At 70.9% G+C, this 19,665-nt stretch carries 17 protein-coding genes; 9 read left to right on the forward strand and 8 right to left on the reverse strand.

From position 1 onward, the window contains the following. Positions 1-75 precede the first annotated feature (75 nt). Positions 76-648 (forward strand): type 1 glutamine amidotransferase domain-containing protein, encoded by a 573-nt coding sequence (locus ACCP09_RS26285; RefSeq protein ID WP_027933805.1) that lies wholly within the window; start codon positions 76-78, stop codon positions 646-648. Positions 649-677: 29 nt separating this feature from the next. Here ACCP09_RS26285 and ACCP09_RS26290 read toward each other — a convergent pair whose 3' ends face one another. From ACCP09_RS26290 to ACCP09_RS26310, 5 genes are all read right to left on the reverse strand, one after another. Continuing rightward, a complete protein-coding gene (locus ACCP09_RS26290; RefSeq protein WP_433751170.1) occupies positions 678-1,517 on the reverse strand; it encodes a DUF72 domain-containing protein in 840 nt (279 codons plus the stop codon). A gap of 34 nt (positions 1,518-1,551) precedes the next feature. Beyond that, entirely contained in the window at positions 1,552-2,328 is a 777-nt protein-coding gene (locus ACCP09_RS26295; protein ID WP_027933807.1) for a DUF4253 domain-containing protein, read from the reverse strand. A gap of 137 nt (positions 2,329-2,465) precedes the next feature. Beyond that, positions 2,466-2,930, reverse strand: a complete 465-nt coding sequence (locus ACCP09_RS26300) for a hypothetical protein (protein WP_400983956.1) — start codon at positions 2,928-2,930, stop codon at positions 2,466-2,468. A gap of 149 nt (positions 2,931-3,079) precedes the next feature. Then, the gene (locus tag ACCP09_RS26305; RefSeq protein WP_123684717.1) at positions 3,080-4,717 is read right to left on the reverse strand and encodes a DNA repair helicase XPB; all 1,638 of its coding nucleotides are present in this window, start codon (positions 4,715-4,717) and stop codon (positions 3,080-3,082) included. Positions 4,718-4,725: 8 nt separating this feature from the next. Further along, positions 4,726-6,192, reverse strand: coding sequence for an FAD-dependent monooxygenase (locus ACCP09_RS26310; protein ID WP_433751175.1), 1,467 nt, complete (start codon positions 6,190-6,192; stop codon positions 4,726-4,728). A gap of 72 nt (positions 6,193-6,264) precedes the next feature. Here ACCP09_RS26310 and ACCP09_RS26315 point away from each other — a divergent pair, with 72 nt between their 5' ends. Both ACCP09_RS26315 and ACCP09_RS26320 read left to right on the forward strand, forming a co-directional pair. Then, entirely contained in the window at positions 6,265-6,903 is a 639-nt protein-coding gene (locus ACCP09_RS26315; RefSeq protein ID WP_027933810.1) for a TetR/AcrR family transcriptional regulator, read from the forward strand. Between the two features lie 235 nt (positions 6,904-7,138). Next, the gene (locus ACCP09_RS26320; protein WP_433751179.1) at positions 7,139-9,676 is read left to right on the forward strand and encodes a sensor histidine kinase; all 2,538 of its coding nucleotides are present in this window, start codon (positions 7,139-7,141) and stop codon (positions 9,674-9,676) included. Here ACCP09_RS26320 and ACCP09_RS26325 read toward each other — a convergent pair. The 3 genes from ACCP09_RS26325 to ACCP09_RS26335 all read right to left on the reverse strand — a co-directional run bounded on the left by ACCP09_RS26325 (position 9,579) and on the right by ACCP09_RS26335 (position 12,586). Beyond that, entirely contained in the window at positions 9,579-10,481 is a 903-nt protein-coding gene (locus ACCP09_RS26325) for an ABC transporter permease subunit (RefSeq protein ID WP_433751182.1), read from the reverse strand. The two genes, ACCP09_RS26320 and ACCP09_RS26325, sit on opposite strands and share 98 nt — an antisense overlap. Before the next feature lie 534 nt (positions 10,482-11,015). Continuing rightward, positions 11,016-11,660: an amino acid ABC transporter permease gene (locus ACCP09_RS26330; RefSeq protein WP_433751185.1), complete on the reverse strand. Its 645-nt coding sequence runs from the start codon at positions 11,658-11,660 to the stop codon at positions 11,016-11,018. Beyond that, on the reverse strand, positions 11,657-12,586 hold the full coding sequence (locus ACCP09_RS26335; RefSeq protein ID WP_433751188.1) for a glutamate ABC transporter substrate-binding protein: 930 nt from the start codon (positions 12,584-12,586) through the stop codon (positions 11,657-11,659). Before ACCP09_RS26335 ends, ACCP09_RS26330 begins: the two co-directional genes overlap by 4 nt. Before the next feature lie 529 nt (positions 12,587-13,115). Between ACCP09_RS26335 and ACCP09_RS26340 the strand changes: the two genes are divergently transcribed. From ACCP09_RS26340 to ACCP09_RS26365, 6 genes are all read left to right on the forward strand, one after another. Continuing rightward, complete coding sequence (locus ACCP09_RS26340; protein ID WP_433751233.1) at positions 13,116-16,013, forward strand: nitrate- and nitrite sensing domain-containing protein; 2,898 nt, start codon at positions 13,116-13,118, stop codon at positions 16,011-16,013. Next, the gene (locus ACCP09_RS26345; protein ID WP_017985274.1) at positions 16,010-16,462 is read left to right on the forward strand and encodes a roadblock/LC7 domain-containing protein; all 453 of its coding nucleotides are present in this window, start codon (positions 16,010-16,012) and stop codon (positions 16,460-16,462) included. The genes ACCP09_RS26340 and ACCP09_RS26345 overlap by 4 nt, the downstream gene beginning before the upstream one ends. 26 nt (positions 16,463-16,488) lie before the next feature. Further along, positions 16,489-17,205, forward strand: a complete 717-nt coding sequence (locus tag ACCP09_RS26350; RefSeq protein ID WP_027933815.1) for a DUF742 domain-containing protein — start codon at positions 16,489-16,491, stop codon at positions 17,203-17,205. Beyond that, entirely contained in the window at positions 17,186-17,794 is a 609-nt protein-coding gene (locus tag ACCP09_RS26355) for a GTP-binding protein (protein ID WP_017985272.1), read from the forward strand. Before ACCP09_RS26350 ends, ACCP09_RS26355 begins: the two co-directional genes overlap by 20 nt. 127 nt (positions 17,795-17,921) lie before the next feature. Then, positions 17,922-18,347, forward strand: coding sequence for a roadblock/LC7 domain-containing protein (locus ACCP09_RS26360; RefSeq protein ID WP_027933816.1), 426 nt, complete (start codon positions 17,922-17,924; stop codon positions 18,345-18,347). An 839-nt stretch (positions 18,348-19,186) separates the two neighbouring features. Then, entirely contained in the window at positions 19,187-19,519 is a 333-nt protein-coding gene (locus ACCP09_RS26365) for a DUF742 domain-containing protein (protein ID WP_017985270.1), read from the forward strand. The last annotated feature ends 146 nt before the right edge of the window (positions 19,520-19,665 follow it).

The raw sequence follows: 19,665 nt of genomic DNA on the forward strand, positions 1-19,665 counted from the left end.
TACGTCCGCATGTTTCACGCCCGCCCGGACGCGGGTAGTTCATCGCTGAATCCCCGGAACGGAAGGAGTGCAATCGTGGCGAACACACTCTCCGGTAAGCGAGTGGCCTTCGTCGTCGCGCCGGAGGGCACCGAGCAGGTTGAACTGACCGAGCCCTGGAAGGCTGTCCAGGACGCGGGCGGTCAGCCGGAACTGGTGTCCACTTCGCCGGGCAGCATCCAGGCGTTCAACCACCTCGACAAGGCCGACACGTTCCCGGTCGACAAGGTCGTCACGGACGTCTCGCCGGACGACTTCGACGCGCTGGTCCTGCCGGGCGGTGTGGCGAACCCGGACTTCCTCCGCACCGTCCCCGACGCCGTCCGCTTCGTCCGCGGGTTCTTCTCGCAGCAGAAGCCCGTCGCGGCGATCTGCCACGCCCCGTGGACCCTCATCGAGGCCGACGTGGTGCGCGGCCGCCGGATGACGTCCTGGCCGTCCCTGCAGACCGACCTGCGCAACGCCGGCGCCGAGTGGGTGGACGAGGAAGTCGTGACCGACTCCGGTTTCGTCACCAGCCGCAAGCCGGACGACTTGCCCGCCTTCTGCAGCAAGCTGGTCGAGGAGTTCGCGGAGGGCAAGCACCGCGCCCAGGCGAAGAGCGCCTGACCCGTTGTTCAGGACGCCCGGTCGGCTTGTCAGGACGGCAGGTCGATCGGGCGGCTCGTGACCCCCAGCCGGGTCGCGAGCGCGATGGCGTCGCCGGGCGCCTTCACCTTGATGTCGTTGTCGAAGTAGACGTACACGTCCCGCGTCTTCCCGCCGCCGGTCCGCCGCCAGCGGCGGATCTTTCCTGCCCACCGTTGCAGGGCCTCGTCGGTGTAGCCACTCGCGTAGAGCTCCTCGTCGCCGTGCAGGCGGACGTAGACGAAGTCCGCGGTCACCTCCTCGAAACTCGGCCAGGTGCCGGCGGAGTCGGCCGCCACCAGTGCGATGTTGTTGTCCTGCAAGAGTTTCCGGCACTCGTCCGAGGAGAAACTCGGGTGCCGCGGTTCGAGCGCGTAGCGCAGGGGCCGGTTTGTGCCGGCTTCGGTGTGGGCCTCTCCCTTCAGTTTGTCGTCGTGCTTGCGGGCCAGTTCCGCGGCCGCCCGGGTGTCCCGGGGCAGGCTCGCGAAGAACTCCGCGAACCGTCCGGGTTCGAACGCGAAGTTCGCAGGCAGCTGCCAGAGGATCGGCCCGAGCTTGTGGCCCAGCGCCAGCACCCCCGACGCGAAGAAGTTCGCCAGCGGTGTCTCCGTGTCGGCCAGGCGCTTCATGTGGGTGATGAAGCGACCGCCCTTCACGGCGAACACGAAGTCGTCCGGCGTCTGCTCCGCCCAGGCCCGGTACCGCTCCGGGCGTTGGAGCGAGTAGAACGAGCCGTTGATCTCCACGGAGTTCACCTGCCGCGAGATGTACTCCAGCTCGCGGCGCTGCGCCAGGCCCTTCGGGTAGAACGTGCCCCGCCACGGCGGGTACCGCCAGCCCGAGGTGCCCACCCGGATTTCGGCGATGGTGACCTCCTCAACTCCGTCAGTCCCAGGAGAACCTCCAGTGCCGCCGGTGCACCAGGCCCGCGGCGTACTCGCGGAGGGTGCCCGGCTGCCCGGAGAAGCTGCGCAGGCTGAACGCGCGGTGCTCGGCGGCGAGGACGAGCGAGCGGTTCTGGTTGCGCGGCGGCGCGGCGACCGAGAGCTCCAGCTCGTCGAACCCGAGCACGATGAGCGTCGCCCCGAACCGGTCCTCCCAGCTGCGCAGGACCGCGGACACGGCGGCGACCTCGTCCGTGGACTTGATCATGCCCGTCCAGCCGAGTGCGGCGGGGACGTCGGCGGGCCGTTCGACCGGCACCAGGCCGAGGCGGTGCGGCGCGCGCCGGACCAGGATCGAGCCGGTGTTGCCTGCTTCGGCGAGCGGGTCCACCCGCAGCTGGGACTTCTTCGCCAGCCCGGGGAAACCGGCGCTGTACGGCCGCAGGCACCCGGTGCCGTCCGGGCAGCAGAACGGGTCCCACCACCGGGCCAGCGTGGCGGCGACGTCGACGTTGCCGACGCGGTGGACGGCGGGTGCGAGACGGCCGCGATCGGTCAGCCAGTCCTCGCCGGTCGCGGCGAAACGCGGGTCGTGCGGGATCAGCACGGGCCACAGCCCCGACCGGTCGAAACCGGCGATGCAGGCCCGGTACCGGCCGGGGTCGGCCAGCGGATCGTCGGAGACCCACATCCGCCCGATCCAGCGGCCGGGCGGCAGTTCGGTGTCGGTGAGGGCCTCGGCGACGAGGCTTTCCTCGGGTGTGGCGGCGGTGGTCACGAGACCTCCTCGGGATGGACTGCGTCGATGAGGTCGAACAGTAGTTCGAGGGTACGACAGTTTCCGGGCCCGAGATTTAGTTTTCGCCGGTTCACCCGATCGGTCGAACGGGTGTTCGAGATTCGTGGTAGCTTCGGTCACGAGCGGGTCGCACCCCGCCGTTGAACTGGGGTTTCGCCTGCACCTGCGTGAGTACCGGACCGCACGTGCAGGGCGAGGGCGAGCAGCCAGGCCCCAGTCAGCGCGAGCGCGAGCGGCAGCAACACGAACAGGTGCTGCCAGGCGACAGCCATCCCCATCGAAGCCAGGAGACACAGGACCAATGACGGCACGACCAGGCGCGGCCACCGGTACCCGGCGACCACCGGAGCCGCCGACAGCACCAGTCCCGCGAGACCGATCAGCGCCTTCGGCTCACCGCCGGAGAGCCACAGGACCAGCCACACCGTGCTGGGCACCGCCGCGAGCACGAAGCCGGCCCACGACGACGCCCGCGACAGACGGCGCGCCACTGACGCCTCGGAGCCACGGGCACGGCGCCACATCGCCGTGGCCGCTACCGCGAACACCACGACGACGAAGCACACTCCTGCCCAAACCACGTCCGGGGGATTCCACGTTTTCGCGTGGACTATGCCTCGCGGGCGCGGCAGTCCACCGTGCGGTCGCCGGGTTGCCGCCGCCTCTGCACGGAGGCGGGGCAGGCGCGTGGCAAACCGCGCTCGCGCCGCGGAACGCTCTCCGCGGCGCGCTACAGGTAGGCGTCCGCGTCGTGGATCGAGTACGCGTAGCCCTGTTCGGCGAGGAAGCGCTGCCGGTGCGCGGCGTACTCGGTGTCCAGCGTGTCCCGCGAGACCACCGAGTAGAAGTGCGCCTGCCTGCCGTCGGCCTTCGGGCGCAACAGCCGGCCGAGCCGCTGGGCCTCCTCCTGCCGGGAACCGAACGTGCCCGAGACCTGGATGGCGACCGTCGCCTCCGGCAGGTCGATCGAGAAGTTGGCGACCTTCGACACCACGAGCTTGTCGATCTCACCGCGCCGGAACGCGTCGAACAGCGCCTCGCGCTCCTTGTTCCGCGTGGACCCCTGGATCACCGGCGCGTTCAGTTCGGCGCCGAGTTCCTCGAGCTGGTCCAGGTACGCGCCGATCACCAGCGTCTGATCGCCCGCGTGCTTGTCCAGAATGGACTTCACGACCGGGATCTTCGTGCGGGCGGTGGCCGCGAGCTTGTACTTGTCCTCGGATTCGGCCGTGGCGTACAGCAGGCGCTCGTTGTCGGTGAGGGTCACCCGCACCTCGATGCACTCCGCCGGGGCGATCCAGCCCTGCGCCTCGATGTCGCGCCACGGCGCGTCGTACCGCTTGGGGCCGATGAGCGAGAACACGTCGCCCTCACGGCCGTCCTCGCGCACCAGCGTCGCGGTCAGCCCGAGCCGGCGGCGCGACTGCAGGTCCGCGGTCATCCGGAAGACGGGCGCAGGCAGCAGGTGCACCTCGTCGTAGACGATCAGGCCCCAGTCCCGGGAGTCGAACAGCTCCAGGTGCTTGTACTCGCCTTTGGACTTGCGCGTGATCACCTGGTAGGTGGCGATGGTGACCGGGCGGATCTCCTTCTTCTCGCCGGAGTACTCGCCGATCTCGTCCTCGGTCAGCGACGTGCGGGCCACCAGCTCGCGCTTCCACTGGCGTCCCGCGACGGTGTTGGTGACCAGGATGAGGGTGGTGGCCTGCGCGCGCGCCATCGCCGCGGCGCCGACGAGCGTCTTGCCCGCGCCGCAAGGCAGCACGACAACGCCGGAACCGCCTGCCCAGAACGCCTCCGCGGCCTGCCGCTGGTAGTCGCGCAGGCCCCAGCCGGTCTCGGCCAGCTGCATCGGGTGCGCCTCGCCGTCGACGTAGCCCGCCAGGTCCTCGGCGGGCCAGCCCACCTTGAGCAGCGCCTGCTTGAGCCGGCCCCGCTCGGACGGGTGCACCAGGACGGTGTCGTCGTCGATCCGGGTGCCCAGCATCGGGCTGATCTTCTTGTTGCGCAGCACCTCTTCCAGCACCGCGCGGTCGGTCGTGGTCATGACCAGGCCGTGAGCGGGGTTGTTGGTGATCTGCAGCCGCCCGAACCGCGCCATCGTGTCGACGATGTCGATCAGCAACGGCTGCGGGACCGGGAAGCGCGAGTAGGTGGTGAGGGCGTCCACCACCTGCTCGGCGTCGTGACCGGCGGCGCGCGCGTTCCACAACGCAAGCGGTGTCACGCGGTAGGTGTGCACGTGCTCGGGGGCCCGTTCCAGTTCGGCGAACGGGGCGATCGCGATCCGGGCGTCGTCGGCCATCGAGTGGTCGACTTCGAGCAGCACGGTCTTGTCGGATTGGACGATCAACGGGCCATCGGTCACGTCTTCCTTTATACGGCGTTGCCAGAGGCCGAGCCGTGCTGGTCATCGGCGGGAGCGCCGAACCAGCGGGTCAGCGCGGCGTCCAGGGGCCCGCCATCCGGGGTCCAGCAGCAGCGGCCGTCCGGCCGGATCAGCAGGGCGGGCTCGGTGAGCTGGTGGTCCGGTTCGGCCCGGACCCGGTCGACGCGATCGGACCAGCCCGGCGGCAGTGGGTGGCCGCCGGTGAGGTCGAGCAGCAGGCCGCGGCCCGAGCGCAGGAGCGCCGACAGGCGGGTCCTTCCGTCGCCGGTGCGCAGGTCGGCGTCGGGCACCCGCCCCGCCGCGTCCAAACCGGACATCATCCCGGCCAGGTAGTGGTTCGTGTCGGGCAGTCGCAGGAGGTCGGTGAAGACCTCGCGCAGCGCGACGACGTCATCGGACGGGTTCGGCACGGCGAGCACGCGCTGGGCCGAGGTGTGGTGGAGCACGCGGGCCGCCGCGGGATGCCGTTCCTCCTGGTAGGTGTCCAGCAGGTCGTCCGGGGCCCAGCCGTGCACGGTGGCCGCCAGCTTCCAGCCGAGGTTGACGGCATCCTGCACGCCGAGGTTCAGGCCCTGGCCGCCGAGTGGCGGATGGATGTGCGCCGCATCCCCCGCGAACAGGATCCGGCCGTGCCGGTACCGCTCCAGCTGCCGGGTCGCGTCGCTCCACCGGGACGCGGTGAGGACGCTTGCCAGCTCGGTGTCCCGGCCGTAGACCGCGGTGAGGGCGTCGGTGATCTCGTCGTCCGTCACCGGGCCCTGGACGCTGGACTGGTCTTCGCGGCCGAAGGTGAAGCGGTACCGGTCGCCGCCGACCGGCACGAGCATCGACCAGTAGCCGCCGGCGTGCCGGGTCAGGGCGCTGATGTGACCGGCGCGCCGGGGCACGAGCGCGGACGCCGAGGCGAGCCGGATCTCGGCCAACACGGCCTGGAAGGTGCCGGGCCGGCCGGGGAAGGGGAGGCCGAGCAGCTTGCGGACAGGGCTGTGCGCGCCGTCGCAGGCGACGAGGTAGCGGGCGGGAAGCGCGTCATCGCCGATCGTGACCGTGACGCTGCCGGCGTCCTGCGTAACGCCGGTGACCGGCTGTCCTCGCCGCAGTTCCGCGCCGCGGGCGAGGGCGGCTTGTTCCAGGACCTCTTCCACGAGGTCCTGGCGGATGGAAAGGGGGAAGGGGTGCCGCGTCGGCCAGGACGAGTAGTCGAGCGGCACGGGCAGGGTGGCGAAGTGACCGCCCACCGGTTCGCGTTCGTGGGCCCGGTCCTGCATGGCGTCGAGCAGGCCGCGCTGTTCGAGCAGTTCGGCGGTCCGGGGCTGGATCGTGCCGCCCTTGGTCTGTTCGACGCGCTCGGTCAGCGGTTCGACGACCACGGTCCGGACTCCCGCCAGCGCGAGTTCGTGAGCGAGGGTAAGGCCGGTCGGTCCGGCTCCGGCGATGACGACGTCGATGCCCACGAGTCCTCCTGGGTACAAAAGTAGACTGAGTGCAAATTATCACCGAGTGAAAGGAGTTGGTAGTCTGGGGCGATGACCGAGCCGGCCGGACTTCGCGAGCGGAAGAAACAGCGCACCCGCGAGGCGATCTCCAACGCCGCGATCCGCCTGTTCCTCGAGCACGGGTTCGACCAGGTGTCCATCGCGCAGATCGCCGACGTGGCGGAGGTTTCGCGGCGCACCCTGTTCGCCTACTTCCCGACGAAGGAGTCGCTGGTCGTCCACCGCTTCGCCGACCACGAGACGGAAAGTGCCCGGGTGGTCCGGGAACGTCCGGGCGACCGGACGCCGCTGGAGGCGCTCCGGAGCCACTTCTTCGACGGGCTCGAGCGGCGGGACCCGATCACCGGGCTCAACGACGCCCCGGAGATCCTCGCGCTGTACCGGATGATCTTCGCCACGCAGGCGCTGCTCGCGCGGATGCTCGAGTTCAACCAGACGGCGGAGGAGGCCTTGGCAGGGGCGCTGGCGGACACTGCCGGGGTGGGGCCCGGCGAGGCGCGGGTGGCCGCGGCGGCGATCGTCTCGGTGCTGTGGGCCCTGGCGCGCGAGAACCACCGGGCGATTGCGTCCGGCCGGTCGGCCGACGAGGTGTTTCCACAGGCCAGGGCGGATGCGGACGAGGCGTTCAGGCTGCTCGACGGCGGGTTCGGCAGGCTCGGCGCGCGGTAGATCGTGGCGAAGGCCACAGCGGGGAACGACACGGGGAGTGTCGGACGTCTTGCCCAGCGAAAGATTTCGGCTGGTGGGTGGAAGCCGCGCTCCCGGGCCAATACGATCGCCCGGCGGACCTCTTCACGAGTAGCGCGGGCGGGGCGTGTGTGTCCGGGGTCGCTACCCTCTCCGGGGTTGGTGACCCAGCCGGTGCCGATCCGAGTCCGGCAGAACGGCTAGAGAAGGAAGTCAGGTGGCCCGGCGGCACAAGCGTCCCGAGAGCGGTGAGGCGCTGGACCGGCGGCCGGACAACCGTGCAGGCAGCCGGTGGCGGCTGCGGAACTGGCGGCTGCGCACGAAGCTGATCGCCGTCCTGCTCATCCCGATGCTGACCGTGCTGGCGCTCATCACTCTCCACGTGCGCTCCGACCTGGGGCACGCGGAACAGCTGGCCGAGCTCGCCGCGCACGCCCGCGTGGACGCGGGTGTCAACGCGGTGGTGAACGAACTGCAGCGCGAGCGGGACGTCACCGTGCGCTACGTCGCCGGGCAGCGACGGAACGGGCTCAGCGACGTGCGGGACCAGCGCGCCCGCGTGGACCAGGCGGCCGGTGCGTTCGCGCGGGAGCTCGCCGCACAGCAGTCGCGGCTCTCGCCGGCCAGCGCCGCGGGTCTGAAAGAGGCCCAGTCCCGGCTCGACGCGCTGCCGGGACTGCGTTATTCGGGCGAGTTCTCGAACTCGTCGGCGGATTCGATCCTGACCTCCTACAGCGACCTCATCTCGGGTGTGCTCGACCTGTCGGACCAGGCCGTCGCCGAGATCGCGGACGCCGAGGTCGCGCGGCTGCGGCTGGCCGCGAACGCGCTCGCCCGTGTGAAGGACCAGATGTCGGTCAAGCGCGCGGTGCTCGGGCAGGCGTTCGCGGAGGGCGAGGTCTCCGACGACCGGCTGCGGAAGCTCCTCGGCGCGGACGCCCAGCTCGCCGCCGCGCAGAACGATTACCGCAAGTTCGCCACCGCCGCCGAGCAGCGCTCCTACGAACAGACCGTCGCCGGACCGGCCGTGCAGTCGGCGAACACGCTCTTCGAGCTGGCCATCACCAGGACGGAGAACGGGCAGAGCCTGTCCGGCCTCGACTCCCGCCAGTGGGACCAGGCGATCACCGGGACCATCGACCTCGCCTACCAGTTCCAGCAGACGCTGCAGGTGCAGACGCAGCAGCGGTGCGACGCGCTCGCCACCGACGCGCGACGCTCGGCGATCGTCAACGCGGCGGTGGTCTTCGGGGTGCTGCTGCTGTGCGCGGTGCTCGCCGTGGTCATCGGGCGATCGCTGCTGCGGCCGCTGCGGATCCTGCGCAACAACGCGTTCGACGTCGCCGAGCACCGGCTGCCCGCGGCGGTGGACGAGATCCTCGCCGACCCGCATCCGGACTTCATGACCGCCCACCGCGGCGTGGCGCCGGTGCCCGTGTTCACGCGTGAGGAGGTCGGCCAGGTCGCCCGCGCGTTCGACGCCGTGCACGGGCAGGCGGTGCGGCTGGCCGGTGAGCAGGCGCTCCTGCGGGAGAACATCAACGCGATGTTCGTGAACCTGTCCAAGCGCAGCCAGGACCTGGTCGAACGCCAGCTGGCCGTGCTGGACCGGATGGAGGCCGACGAGCAGGACCCGGAGACGCTCGGCGGCCTGTTCGAACTCGACCACCTCGCCACGCGGATGCGCCGCAACAGCGAGAACCTGCTCGTCCTGTCCGGGCACGACTTCGGTGACGAGAAGGCCGAACCGGTGGCCGCCGAGGAGATCATCGGCGCGGCGTTGTCCGAGGTGGAGCACTACCAGCGGATCGAGCTGACCGCGATGCCGGAGATCGCGATCCGCGGCGAGGCGTGCAACGACCTGGTGCACGTCGTGTCCGAGCTGCTGGAGAACGCGACCCTCTACTCGCCGTCGGACAAGACGGTGACGGTGGTCAGCTCGCTGGCCGAAGACGGCGCCTGGCACGTGCACATCACCGACCAGGGCGCGGGCATGCCGCAGCCGGAGATCGACCGCGCCAACAAGCGGCTGGCGAACCCGCCCGCGGTGGACGTCGAGGTGTCGCGGCGGATGGGCCTGTTCGTCGTCGCCACGCTCGCGAAGCGACACGACATCCAGGTGCGGTTGCGGTCGGCGGACGGTGGCGGGCTGGTCGCGACGGTCGTCGTCCCGGCCGGGCTGGTGATCGAGAACGTGGCGCCGGTGCCGGAGCCGCTGCCCGCGCCGCCGGCTGCTCCCGAGCCGCCGCCGGTGCCGGTTTCGCTGCCGTCGCTCAAGCCGATCCCGCTGCCCGAGCCGGAACCAGCGCCCGAACCCGAGCCCGCACCGGAGCCGGAGCCGGGCGACACGGAGTTGATCCCGGTGGTGCGGGACGAGCCGCGCCGCGGACGAACCGAGGACGGGGTGGACTGGCCGACGGCGGACAACGATGCTTTCCCGCCGGAGGAAGAAGAGCCGACCGAGCGGATGCCGGCGTACCAGGCGGTGCTGTCGCGGTGGTTCACGACGGGCGAGCACAGGCCGGTTCGCCGTGACGCCGCGGCGAACGGGCAGGCGGCCGAGCCGCAGTGGCCGTCGGCGGATGGCGACGAGGTCGACGGGAAGGCGCCGGACTTCCCGCAGCAGGTGCGGCGGCGGCCCGACTCGTTCGACCCGCCTACGCTCTCACTCGATCCCGACGAGGTTCGGCACCGGATGTCGCGGCTGCAGAACGGGTTCGCCCGAGCCCGCGACGCGCGGGGCCCGGAGAACTGACGGGTTCGATCCCGGCGAGCCGCTGCCGGGCGTCGATCGCGCGGGCCAGGCGGGACAGGGCGTAGTTGATCGCGAAGTAGAGCAGCGCGATGATCAGGTAGGTCTGGATCAGGAGCCGGTTGTAGCCGGCGAGGACCTTGCCGCTCTGCAGGAGTTCGGCGTAGCTGACGACGATCCCGAGCGAGGTGTCCTTGACGACGCCGGCGGCCTGGCTGATGAGCGCGGGCACCACGCGGCGGATGGCTTGCGGGAAGATCACGTACCGCATCGACTGTGACGGCCGCATCCCGAGCGCGGCCGCCGCCTCGCCCTGGCCGGCTTCGAGGGAGCGGAAGCCGCTGCGGAAGATCTCGGCGAACTGGGCCGCGCGGGACACCGCGATCGGCAGGACGAGCTTCCAGAGCAGCGGCAGGTCCACGCCGTACCGGGGCAGCGCGAACATCGCGAAGTAGATCAGCAGGAGCAGCGGGACGACCCGGACGACCTCGACGTACGCCCGGGCCGGCGCGCGGACCGCGGCGTGCCGGGAGATGCGCCCGAAGGCGAGCACGAGCCCGGCCGCCATCGCGATGGCGATGGCCAGCACCGCGGCGAGGGCCGTGCCGCCGAGGCCGCCGAGGAGGTAACGCCACATGGGCCAGGAGCCGTAGGGCGCCCAGCGCCCCGCCGAGAGCTCCCCGTTGATCGCGAACTGCCGCACCGCCAGCGCGACGAGCACGAGACCGGCCAGGACCGCGACCACGGTGGCGATGCGGATGCGCCGCCGGGCGCGCGGACCGGGATCGTCGAAGAGCACCGAGGTCATCGCTGGCCTGCCTGGTTCAGCACAGTTGGCCCTCTCGTGGGGCGTTGGTTGGACGGTTCATGCGCCAGGGGGTGAGTGGGTAGGTCGTGCCGCCGCGATTGGCCCCTCGGGCAGCGCGGTTGGGCGGGTGGTACAGCGGTGGGTGAGGTTGAGTGGGTGCTGTGGTGGCTGCGCCAGCTGGGCGGGCCGGCTGGCGCAGCGGCGGGTGCGGCTGGCTGGCTGGCTGGCGCGGCGGCGGGTGCGACTGGGCGGGCTGGCCGGTGTGGCGGCGGGTGCGAGTGGGCGGCTGGCTGGCGCGGCGGCGGCGACTGGGCGGGCCGGCTGGGCGCGGCTGGGTCGGTCGCGCGTCGGTTGGGCCAGTCATGGCGCGGCGGTCTGGCCATTGGTGCTGCGACCGGGAGACAGCTTCGCGGTGGTCGGTGGGCCAGTCGTGCGCGCTGAAGTTCCACCAAATTTGGCGCGGTTTCCTGGAAATGACCCCGCCCGGCGCGCCCACCTCGGGTCCCCGTGCCACCGCGCCCATCGTCACCCCGCTCACCGGGGGATCGCCAGCTTCCGGTCCAGCACCCCGGCCCCCGTGGAGATCACCAGCGCCAGCACGGCGTAGCAGAGCCCCGCGCCGATGTACAACGGCAGCGGCTCCGCCAGCGCCAGGTTGACCCGGTTCGTCGCCTCCGTCAGTTCGACCACTCCGACCGCCGCGGCGAGGGCGGTGTTCATCAGCAGCTGGATGGTGACGTTCCCGAGCGGCTGGATGATCGTGCGCAGCGCCTGCGGCAGCACCACCGCCGACAGTGACTGTCCGAAGCCGAGCCCCAGCGCACGCGCCGCCTCGGCTTGGCCCCTCTCCACTCCGTTCACTCCGGCCCGCAGTGTTTCCGCGTAATACGAAGCCATGTACAACGCGGTCGCGAGGATGGCCGTCGTGAACAGTTCGAATCGGATTCCCACCGTGGGCAGGCCGAATACGAACAGCACCAGCCACACCGCGAGCGGAATGTTCTGGAACAACTCGACGTACCCGGCGCCGAAAGCCCGCAGCGGGCGGACCGGGCAAATCCGGAATGCGGTGATGACCACCGCGAGCACCACCGCGCCCACCGCGCTGAACACGGTGAGCAGCACCGTGTTCAGCGCGCCCTCGGCGAATTCCCCGAGGTGATCGCCCCACCCGGTCACGAGCCCGGGACGGAACCCGTCTTGGGCGGAACAGGCGCGTCACCCGGGATGACCGTCCCCAGCGTCTGCTTGTACGCCTCCTGCCACAGCCCCGCGGCCTGGATCTTCTCCAGCCAGGTGTTGACGAACCGCTTGAACGTCTCGTCGCCGTGGTGGATGCCGATGCCGTACGGGTCCTGCCCGAAGGTCCCGCTGACGATCTGCACCTTGTCGTTCGTCTGCGCGTTCCCGGCCAGCTGCGTCAGGTCGTTCACGTACGCGTCGCCGCGCCCCTGCTCCAGCGCCGTCACGCACTCCGAGTTCGTGCTCAGCGTGATCACCTGCGCCGGCTCGTACTGCTGGACCATGGCCGAACCGGTCGAGTTCGTCACCGCCAGCACCCGCTTGCCCTTGAGGTCCTGGGGCTTGGTGACGCTCGTATCGCCCTTGCGCGCCATGATCGCGGGCCCGGACACGAAATACGGCCCGGCGAAGGACACCTTCTCCGCGCGGGCGGGCGTGATCGAATAGGTGTGCAGAACCACGTCGACGGTGTTGTTCTGCAGCAACGCCTCGCGGATCTGCGACGTGGAATTGACGATCTTGACGTTCGGCTGGCCCAGGATGTACTTCGCCAGCAACCGGCCGAGGATCGCGTCGAACCCCTCGGTCTGGCCGGTCGTCGGGTTCTGCTGGGACAGCAGCGGCGTGTCCAGCTGGCTGCCGATGAGGATCTGCCCGCGCTGCTTGATCGCCTGCGCCGTCGGGCTGGTCGCGAGGTCCGCGTCGGACGCCACCGGCGCCCGGTCGAGGAGGCTCTGCTCCTGGTTCGCGCTCCCGCCGCTGTTCGGTACCGCGCCCCCGCTCGAGGTGCACGCGGTCACCGCGCCGAGCGCGACCGCCGTGAGCAGGACCGCGAGGCGCCGTCGCCGTGTCGAAGCCGTCATGGTGTGGCCGGATCCCTCCTGGAAGTGGAGCCTGTCGCCCCTATCTACTCTCGGTGACGCAAGGGGTACCCGAACGGGTGGCAGTAGATCACGAGGTAAGGCGCAGGATCGTGCAGCTCCAACGGTCACGTCAAGACCCTGTGAGGTTCCGGGGGTCGCTGTGGGACATTTCCCGACAACTTGTCACAGGCCGGTCCCACCTTCCGGATAGTGAGATAGATAACACTGGACAAGGGCCGTGCGACTGCACGCAGCGTGACGTGCAGTCGTTCTGTTCCTGAGACAGTTGGTGAGAATTCGTCACCGGGGTGACCGCTAAAGTTCGTGGTGAGAGCCATCTGCCCGGCTTCCCTTTCATCCCGGCAGCCGATAGCCTCTACCCCCAATCGGGTGGCCCCGTGTTAACCATTCACGTCCTGGTTCTCATGGCGTGGAACCCGAGTGCGGAAACGCGGAAACTGGACAGCTCGAACCGGGAAGGAAGTCCTCGGTGCCCCAGCCCACGAGCGGGGAGCGCGGTCGCAAGGCAGTGTCCCCGGCGGAGTCGCCTGTCGCACAGAGTAACGACATCGGTGCGCAGGACAACGCGATCGGAGCATCGACCGGTGGTGACGGCAGCCGTCGGGTCCGCGGTCTCGCGAACTGGCGCGTCAACGCCAAGATCGCCGCGGTGGTCGCCGTGCCGACCGCCGCCGCGCTGTCCCTGGCCGGCCTGCGCGTGTACGACAGCTTCGACACGATGACCGTCTACCAGCACGCCGAACAACGCATCGAACTCAGCCAGAAGGTCGCCGCCGAGGTCGACGCGCTGCAGCGTGAGCGGGACGCGATGTCGGCCTGGATCGCCTCCGGGCGTCCGGCCGACCGGACCGAGCTCGACGACGCCATCAGTACCGCGGAGAACGCGGCCGACACCGTGCGCGGCGCGGTCAGCGAGGTCGCCGCGATCAGCGACGACGCCACGTCCGCGCGCTACCAGCAGGGCCTCGCCCGGCTCGACGGCCTGAGCCAGCTGCGCTCCTCGGCTGGCGCCACCGATTTCCCGAGCCTCGCCGCGCAGGCCGGCTACACCGGGGTCATCGATGCGCTGCAGCTGATCGCCGACGAGTTCGACGCCGACATCACCGACCAGGGCCTGCAGGACCGGCACGAGGCGCTCGGCTTCCTCGCCGACGCCAAGGAGTTCTCCGCGCAGCAGAACTCCTACCTGCGCAGCGCGGCGATCCGCGGCAGGTTCGACCCGGCCGAGCTGAAGAACCTCACCACCGCGCAGTCGAACCTGGTCGCCGCGATCGACCGGTTCAACGCCGTGGCCACCCCGCAGGCCCAGCTGGACTACTCGACCACCCTGTCCGGCCCGCAGGTCTCGCAGCGGTTCACCCTGCAGCAGCTGGCGTTGCTGCGCGCACAGGCGAACCCGCCGCTCGCGCTGGCCATCGACCCGGGCGCGGTCGCGCAGTCCTCGTCGCAGACGCTCGACCTGATCAGCCAGGTCCAGAACCGGCTGCTCGACGACGCCAAGACCTACACCGACGGGCTGATCAGCGCGCAGCAGCAGAACCTGCTGATCACGGTCGCGATCATCCTCGCCGGGCTCCTGCTGGTGCTCACGCTGATGTACGTCGTGGCGCGTTCGCTGATCCGGCCGCTGCGCACACTGCGCTCGACCGCGCTGCAGGTCGCCGAGGTGCACCTGCCCGACGCGGTGGAGCGGATCATGCGCGAGGCCGACCCCGCCGCGGCCGCGGCGAAGGCGATCGAGCCGGTGCCGGTCCACACCACCGAGGAGATCGGGCAGGTCGCCAGGTCCTTCGACGTGGTGCACGGCCAGGCCGTCCGCCTCGCCGCCGAGCAGGCCCTGCTCCGGGACAACGTCAACGGCATCTTCGTCAACCTCTCCCGCCGGTCGCAGCGCCTGGTGGAGCGCCAGCTCGCGGTGATCGACCTGCTGGAGGCCGACGAGCAGGACCCCGACCACCTCGCGAGCCTGTTCGAGCTGGACCACCTGGCGACCCGGCTGCGCCGCAACGGCGAGAGCCTGCTGGTGCTCTCCGGCGCGGGCCTGAGCAAGTCGATGCCCAAACCGGTCTCCGCCGCGGACGTGATCGGCGCGGCGGTGTCCGAGATCGAGCAGTACGCGCGGGTCGACGTGGGCGCGATCCCCGAGGTCGCGGTGCGCGGCCCGTCCGTGCACGACCTCGTGCACCTGCTCGCCGAGCTGCTGGACAACGCCACCTACTTCTCCGAGCCGGAGACGAAGGTCAGCGTGCGGGCCGTGGTCACGCGCAAGAAGGCGCTCGCCATCCAGATCACCGACCGCGGTGTCGGCATGTCGCCCGAGCAGATCGCCGAGGCCAACCGGCGCCTCGCCGACCCGCCGGACCTGGACGTGTCGGTGACCAGGCGGATGGGCCTGTACGTGGTCGCGCGACTGGCCCAGCGGCAGGGCATCGAGGTGCGCCTGCGGGAGAACGAGGACATCGACGGCGGCGTGATCGCCCGCATCGTCGTGCCGCCGGACCTGCTCGGCCCCGTCGCGCGGGAGCCGATGCCGCGGCCGGCGGAGACATCCTCGCCGAACCTGCCGCCGGTCCCGGCCCAGCGCACGCCGTCGAACCTGTCGCGCCGCGAGCCGGCCCAGGCCCAGGAGGCCGAGACCGGGGTGCTGCGGCCCCTCGACCAGCCGATCAGCCTCGACGACCTGGTCGCCGGCTCGACCGACGCGGCCTACCTGAGCCGGGGCAAGCCGCGCGCCGAGGAGCCGCCGCCGAACGGCTCCACCCCGCCGCAGCCCGAGGAGCAGCCGAACCACTTCGGTTCGCTGGCGCTGCCGAAGCGCGAGCCGCAGTACGTGCCGGTCACCGAGCAGCCTGCCGAGGAACCGCCGTCGAACGAGAGCATCTTCGACGACGACGTGCCGACCAAGCGGCTGCCGATCTACCAGTCGGTTGTGTCGAGGTGGTTCAGTGCGGAGGGGGAGGATCCCGCCTCGGTGAGCGGCGACCTCGAGGAGGAACTCCCCGCGGCGGCCGAGGAAGCCCCCGAGGCCGACGACAAAAGGGCCGATCTTTGGCACAGTGTGTCCGATGAGGGCTGGCGCGCGGCGCAATCCCTGCTCGAGTCGCGGGAGGAGGAGATCACTCCGGCCGGGCTGCCGAAGCGGGTGCCGAACGCGCACCTCGTCCCCGGTTCGATCCCGGCGGGCGAGACCGACGCCTTCACCGACACGACCGTCGGCAGGCCGGGGCAGGGCGCGCTCGCCCGCTCCGCCGAGGCGGCGCGGGAACGCATGGCGAGCTTCCAGCGCGGCTACGTGAGTGGCCGGCACGCGCTGCAGGAGAACACGCCGGGCCCCTATGACCAGGGAGATCCGGTGAGTGGCGGGGGAACCACCCCGCCGGACGAGGCAGTGAGGAGTGAGGAGTGACACGGGCGGGATCGCTGCAGCCGGGAGGCTCCACGCCGCAGGCGCCGCGGAACGGCTTCGCGTGGCTGATCACGGACTTCGTGCACCGGGTGCCCGGTGCGGCGCACGCCGTCGTGGTGTCGGCGGACGGGCTGCTGCTCGCCGCGTCCCGGGGGCTGCCGAAGGACCGCGCGGACCAGCTGGCCGCGGTGGCGTCGGGGCTGACCAGCCTGGCACGGGGCGCGTCGAAGGTGTTCGAGGGCGGGCCCGTGGCTCAGACGGTGGTCGAGATGGCCAACGGCTTCCTTTTCCTCATGTCGGTGTCGGACGGGTCCTGCCTCGCGGTTCTGGGGTCCCCCGACAGCGACATCGGCCTCGTGGTGTACGAAATGACGCTTCTGGTGGATCGGGTCGGTCAGCAGATGACGCCCGAGATGCGGGCACAGCTCCAGGGAGCCGCGCGCGGTTGAGCGCGCCGGGCACGAGAGGGACTGCAGTGGACGGTGGGCAGCCGACGGGCGTGGGCTCGGGACGGCTGGACGACGACGCCGAAACCGCCTGGCCGGACGAGGCGCAGGCGGCGCGGACCGAGGACTGGAGCACGTTCCGGGCCAAGGTCGACCGCGCCTGGCGCCTGCGCCGGGCCGCCGCGGGCGAAAAGCGGTCCAGTACCCTGAGCGACCCCGAGCCACCGGGCTACGGGGCGACCGAATACCCGGAGTTCAGCGGCGACCGGTTGCTGTCCGGGCCGGCGGCGGACCTGTTCGGTGACTCGGGCGGGCCGCTGGCCCCGGCGGGCGAACTGCGGCCCAACCCGGCCGCGGAGAGCCACCCGAGCTTCCCGCCGGTGCCCGCGCCGGTGGCGGCGGAGGAGACCTCCGGTCTGGTCCGGCCGTACTTCCGCACGCGCGGGCGGACACGTCCCAGCTACGATCTGGCGATCGAAGCACTCGTCTCGACCAGCGAGCGGGGACGGATGCTCGACCGGGTGCGGGTGCCCGAGCACCGGTCCATCTGCGGACTGTGCCTGGACACGCGCTCCGTGGCCGAGGTGGCGGCGTACCTGCGCATGCCGCTGGGGGTCGCGCGGGTGCTGATCGGCGACGCTGTCGATCTCGGCCTGGTCCTGGTCCATTCCACGACGTCGGTCGTCGGCGATCGTCCCAGTATCGAGTTCATGGAGAGGGTGCTCAGTGGGCTTCGGAGAATTTGACTCCGACGCGAACACGTCGGCCGCGACGGGACCGACGCAGTCGGCCAAGATCGTGGTCGCCGGCGGCTTCGGTGCGGGCAAGACGACCCTGGTCGGCGCGGTCTCGGAGATCGATCCGCTGACCACCGAGGCGGTGATGACCGAGGCCAGCGTGTCGGTGGACGACACGACCGCCACGCCCAACAAGGCGACGACGACGGTCGCGATGGACTTCGGCCGCCTCTCGCTCGGCGACGACCTCGTGCTGTACGTCTTCGGTACCCCGGGGCAGCACCGGTTCTGGTTCATGTGGGACGACCTCGCGGTCGGCGCGATCGGCGCGGTCGTGCTGGTCGACACCCGGCGGCTGGCGGACGCATTCCCCTCGATCGACTTCTTCGAGAACCGGAAGCTGCCCTACATCGTGGCGATCAACTGCTTCGACCGGCTGCTGCACCACCAGATCGAGGACGTCCGCCACGCGCTGACGATCTCCGAGTCGGTGCCGATCATCGCCTGCGACGCGCGGGAGAAGGAGTCGGCCAAGCAGGTGCTGATCACGGTCGTGGAGCACGCGATCAACCGGGACCGCGCGTTACAACCGGGGTGATCGGGTAACCGTGCCGCCGGAAGGGTGAATCGATGTGAGATCACCCCGGGCGGCAGGCCACCAGGGCCTGGTTCGGCAATACCCTGTCGGAATAATCGCAGAACAGGCTCGACCGGTGAGGAGGCACATGACGGCATCGGCACAGCAGTCGAGCGGCTTCGGCTTCGGCTGGCTGATCACCGACTTCGTGCGACGGGTCCCGGGCGCGGCGCACGCCGTGGTCGTCTCCGCCGACGGTCTGTTGCTGGCCGGGTCGCAGGGCTTGCCGAAGGACCGGGCCGACCAGCTGGCCGCGGTCGCCTCCGGGCTGGTGAGCCTGACCTCCGGTGCCGCGCGGTGCTTCGAAGCTGGTTACGTGAACCAGACCGTGGTCGAGATGGAGCGCGGGTACCTGTTCCTGATGGGGATCAGCGACGGGTCGAGCCTGGCCGTGCTGGCCGCGCCCAATTCCGACATCGGGACCGTGGCGTACGAGATGACGTTGCTGGTCGACCGCGTCGGGATGCAGATGACGCCGGAGCTGCGCAACCAGCTCCAGGGTGGCGTGCGCTGATGCGGGGACTTTCGAAGGGGGCGGGCCGCCCCGCGGTGGATGCGTGGGACCGGCTGCACCAGGGCACCGACCGCGAGGGAATCGACTCACCGGCGCGGTTCGTGCTGACGAAGAAGCCGGTGGTGCTGCCGGTGCGCACGCCGGTGCGGCAGACGCCCGGCGTCGGGCGAGCCGCTTCCCGGACGTCTGCCGGCTGGCCGACCGCAGCCGATGCTGATTACCGGGCCGGTTCTGGCTTGGCTGGAGCCGCTACGCGAAGCGGGGCGGGCGCCGGCAGGCATGGGGGTGTCGAGGCTGGCCGGGGCGCGGGTTTTGAGGCCGGTCGGCACCGGGGTCCTGAGGCTGGCCGGCACGAGGGTCCTGAGGCTGGTGGTCGGCACGCGGGTCTTGACGCTGGCCGGCGCGGGGGGCTCGACGCTGGTGGCCGGCACGCCGGTTCCGATGCGGGCCTTGCTGCCGGTGGCGCGCGGGACGCGGGTCTGGAGGCCGGCGGCGGCTGGCAGGCTGGTGCTGGTGCTGGTGCCGGCTGGCAGGCCGGTCCGGAGGCTGGCGGCGGTTGGCAGCCTGGTCCCGAGGCTGGCGGCTGGCCCTCCGGTTCCGAGGCCGGTGCCGGTTGGCAGGCTGGTCGGGAGGCGGGCGGCGGTTGGCAGCCTGGTCCCGAGACCGGTGGCGGCTGGCCCTCCGGCGCCGATTTGGACGCCGCCGCACGAACTGGACTGGAGCCGGGCTGGACGAGCGGCGCGGGCGCCGCTGTCGGCGTTCGGACTGCTGCGAGCGCCCGCGCGGTAGGGGTGCCGCCCGCGCAGACGAGGGGCTCCGAGCCGTCGGTCCGGACGCGGATGATGATGCGCCCGTACGCCCGCACCGGAGGCCGCACCAGGCCGGACTACGAGCTGGCCCTCGAGGCGCTGGTCTCGACCACCGACAGGGGGCGCGTGCCGCAGGCCGTGACGGGGGTTCAGCACCGGCGGATCTGCGCGCTGTGTTCGGAGGCCCGCTCGATCGCGGAGATCGCCGCGTACCTCGACTTGCCGCTCAACGTGGTGAAGGTGCTGGTCAGCGACCTGGACGCGGCCGGGATGGTGCTGATCCACCAGTCCGGACTGTCCTTTGGGGACCGCTCCTCGCGCGAGTTCATGGACCGGGTGCTCCAGGGCCTGCGACGCCTCTAAGCCCGAGCGTGGTCCGCTCCGCCGCGTGAGGCGACTACTCGTGTGGGCACGACTGGGCCTGTCGCGCAACCATGGTTGGGGATATCGAGCCCCGAGCGGTGTCGGCTCCACCGGGTGAGGCGGCTACTCGTGTGGGCACGACTGGT

The sequence above is a fragment of the Amycolatopsis sp. 3B14 genome (assembly GCF_050958625.1).
GTDB classification, from domain to species: Bacteria; Actinomycetota; Actinomycetes; order Mycobacteriales; family Pseudonocardiaceae; genus Amycolatopsis_E; species Amycolatopsis_E thermoflava.

Coding starts and splice junctions, on each gene's coding strand:
- ACCP09_RS26315 (WP_027933810.1), top strand. CDS start 6,265: ATGACCGAGCCGGCCGGACTTCGCGAGCGGAAGAAACAGCGCACCCGC.
- ACCP09_RS26325 (WP_433751182.1), bottom strand. CDS start 10,481: ATGACCTCGGTGCTCTTCGACGATCCCGGTCCGCGCGCCCGGCGGCGC.
- ACCP09_RS26335 (WP_433751188.1), bottom strand. CDS start 12,586: ATGACGGCTTCGACACGGCGACGGCGCCTCGCGGTCCTGCTCACGGCG.
- ACCP09_RS26360 (WP_027933816.1), top strand. CDS start 17,922: ATGACGGCATCGGCACAGCAGTCGAGCGGCTTCGGCTTCGGCTGGCTG.
- ACCP09_RS26365 (WP_017985270.1), top strand. CDS start 19,187: ATGATGATGCGCCCGTACGCCCGCACCGGAGGCCGCACCAGGCCGGAC.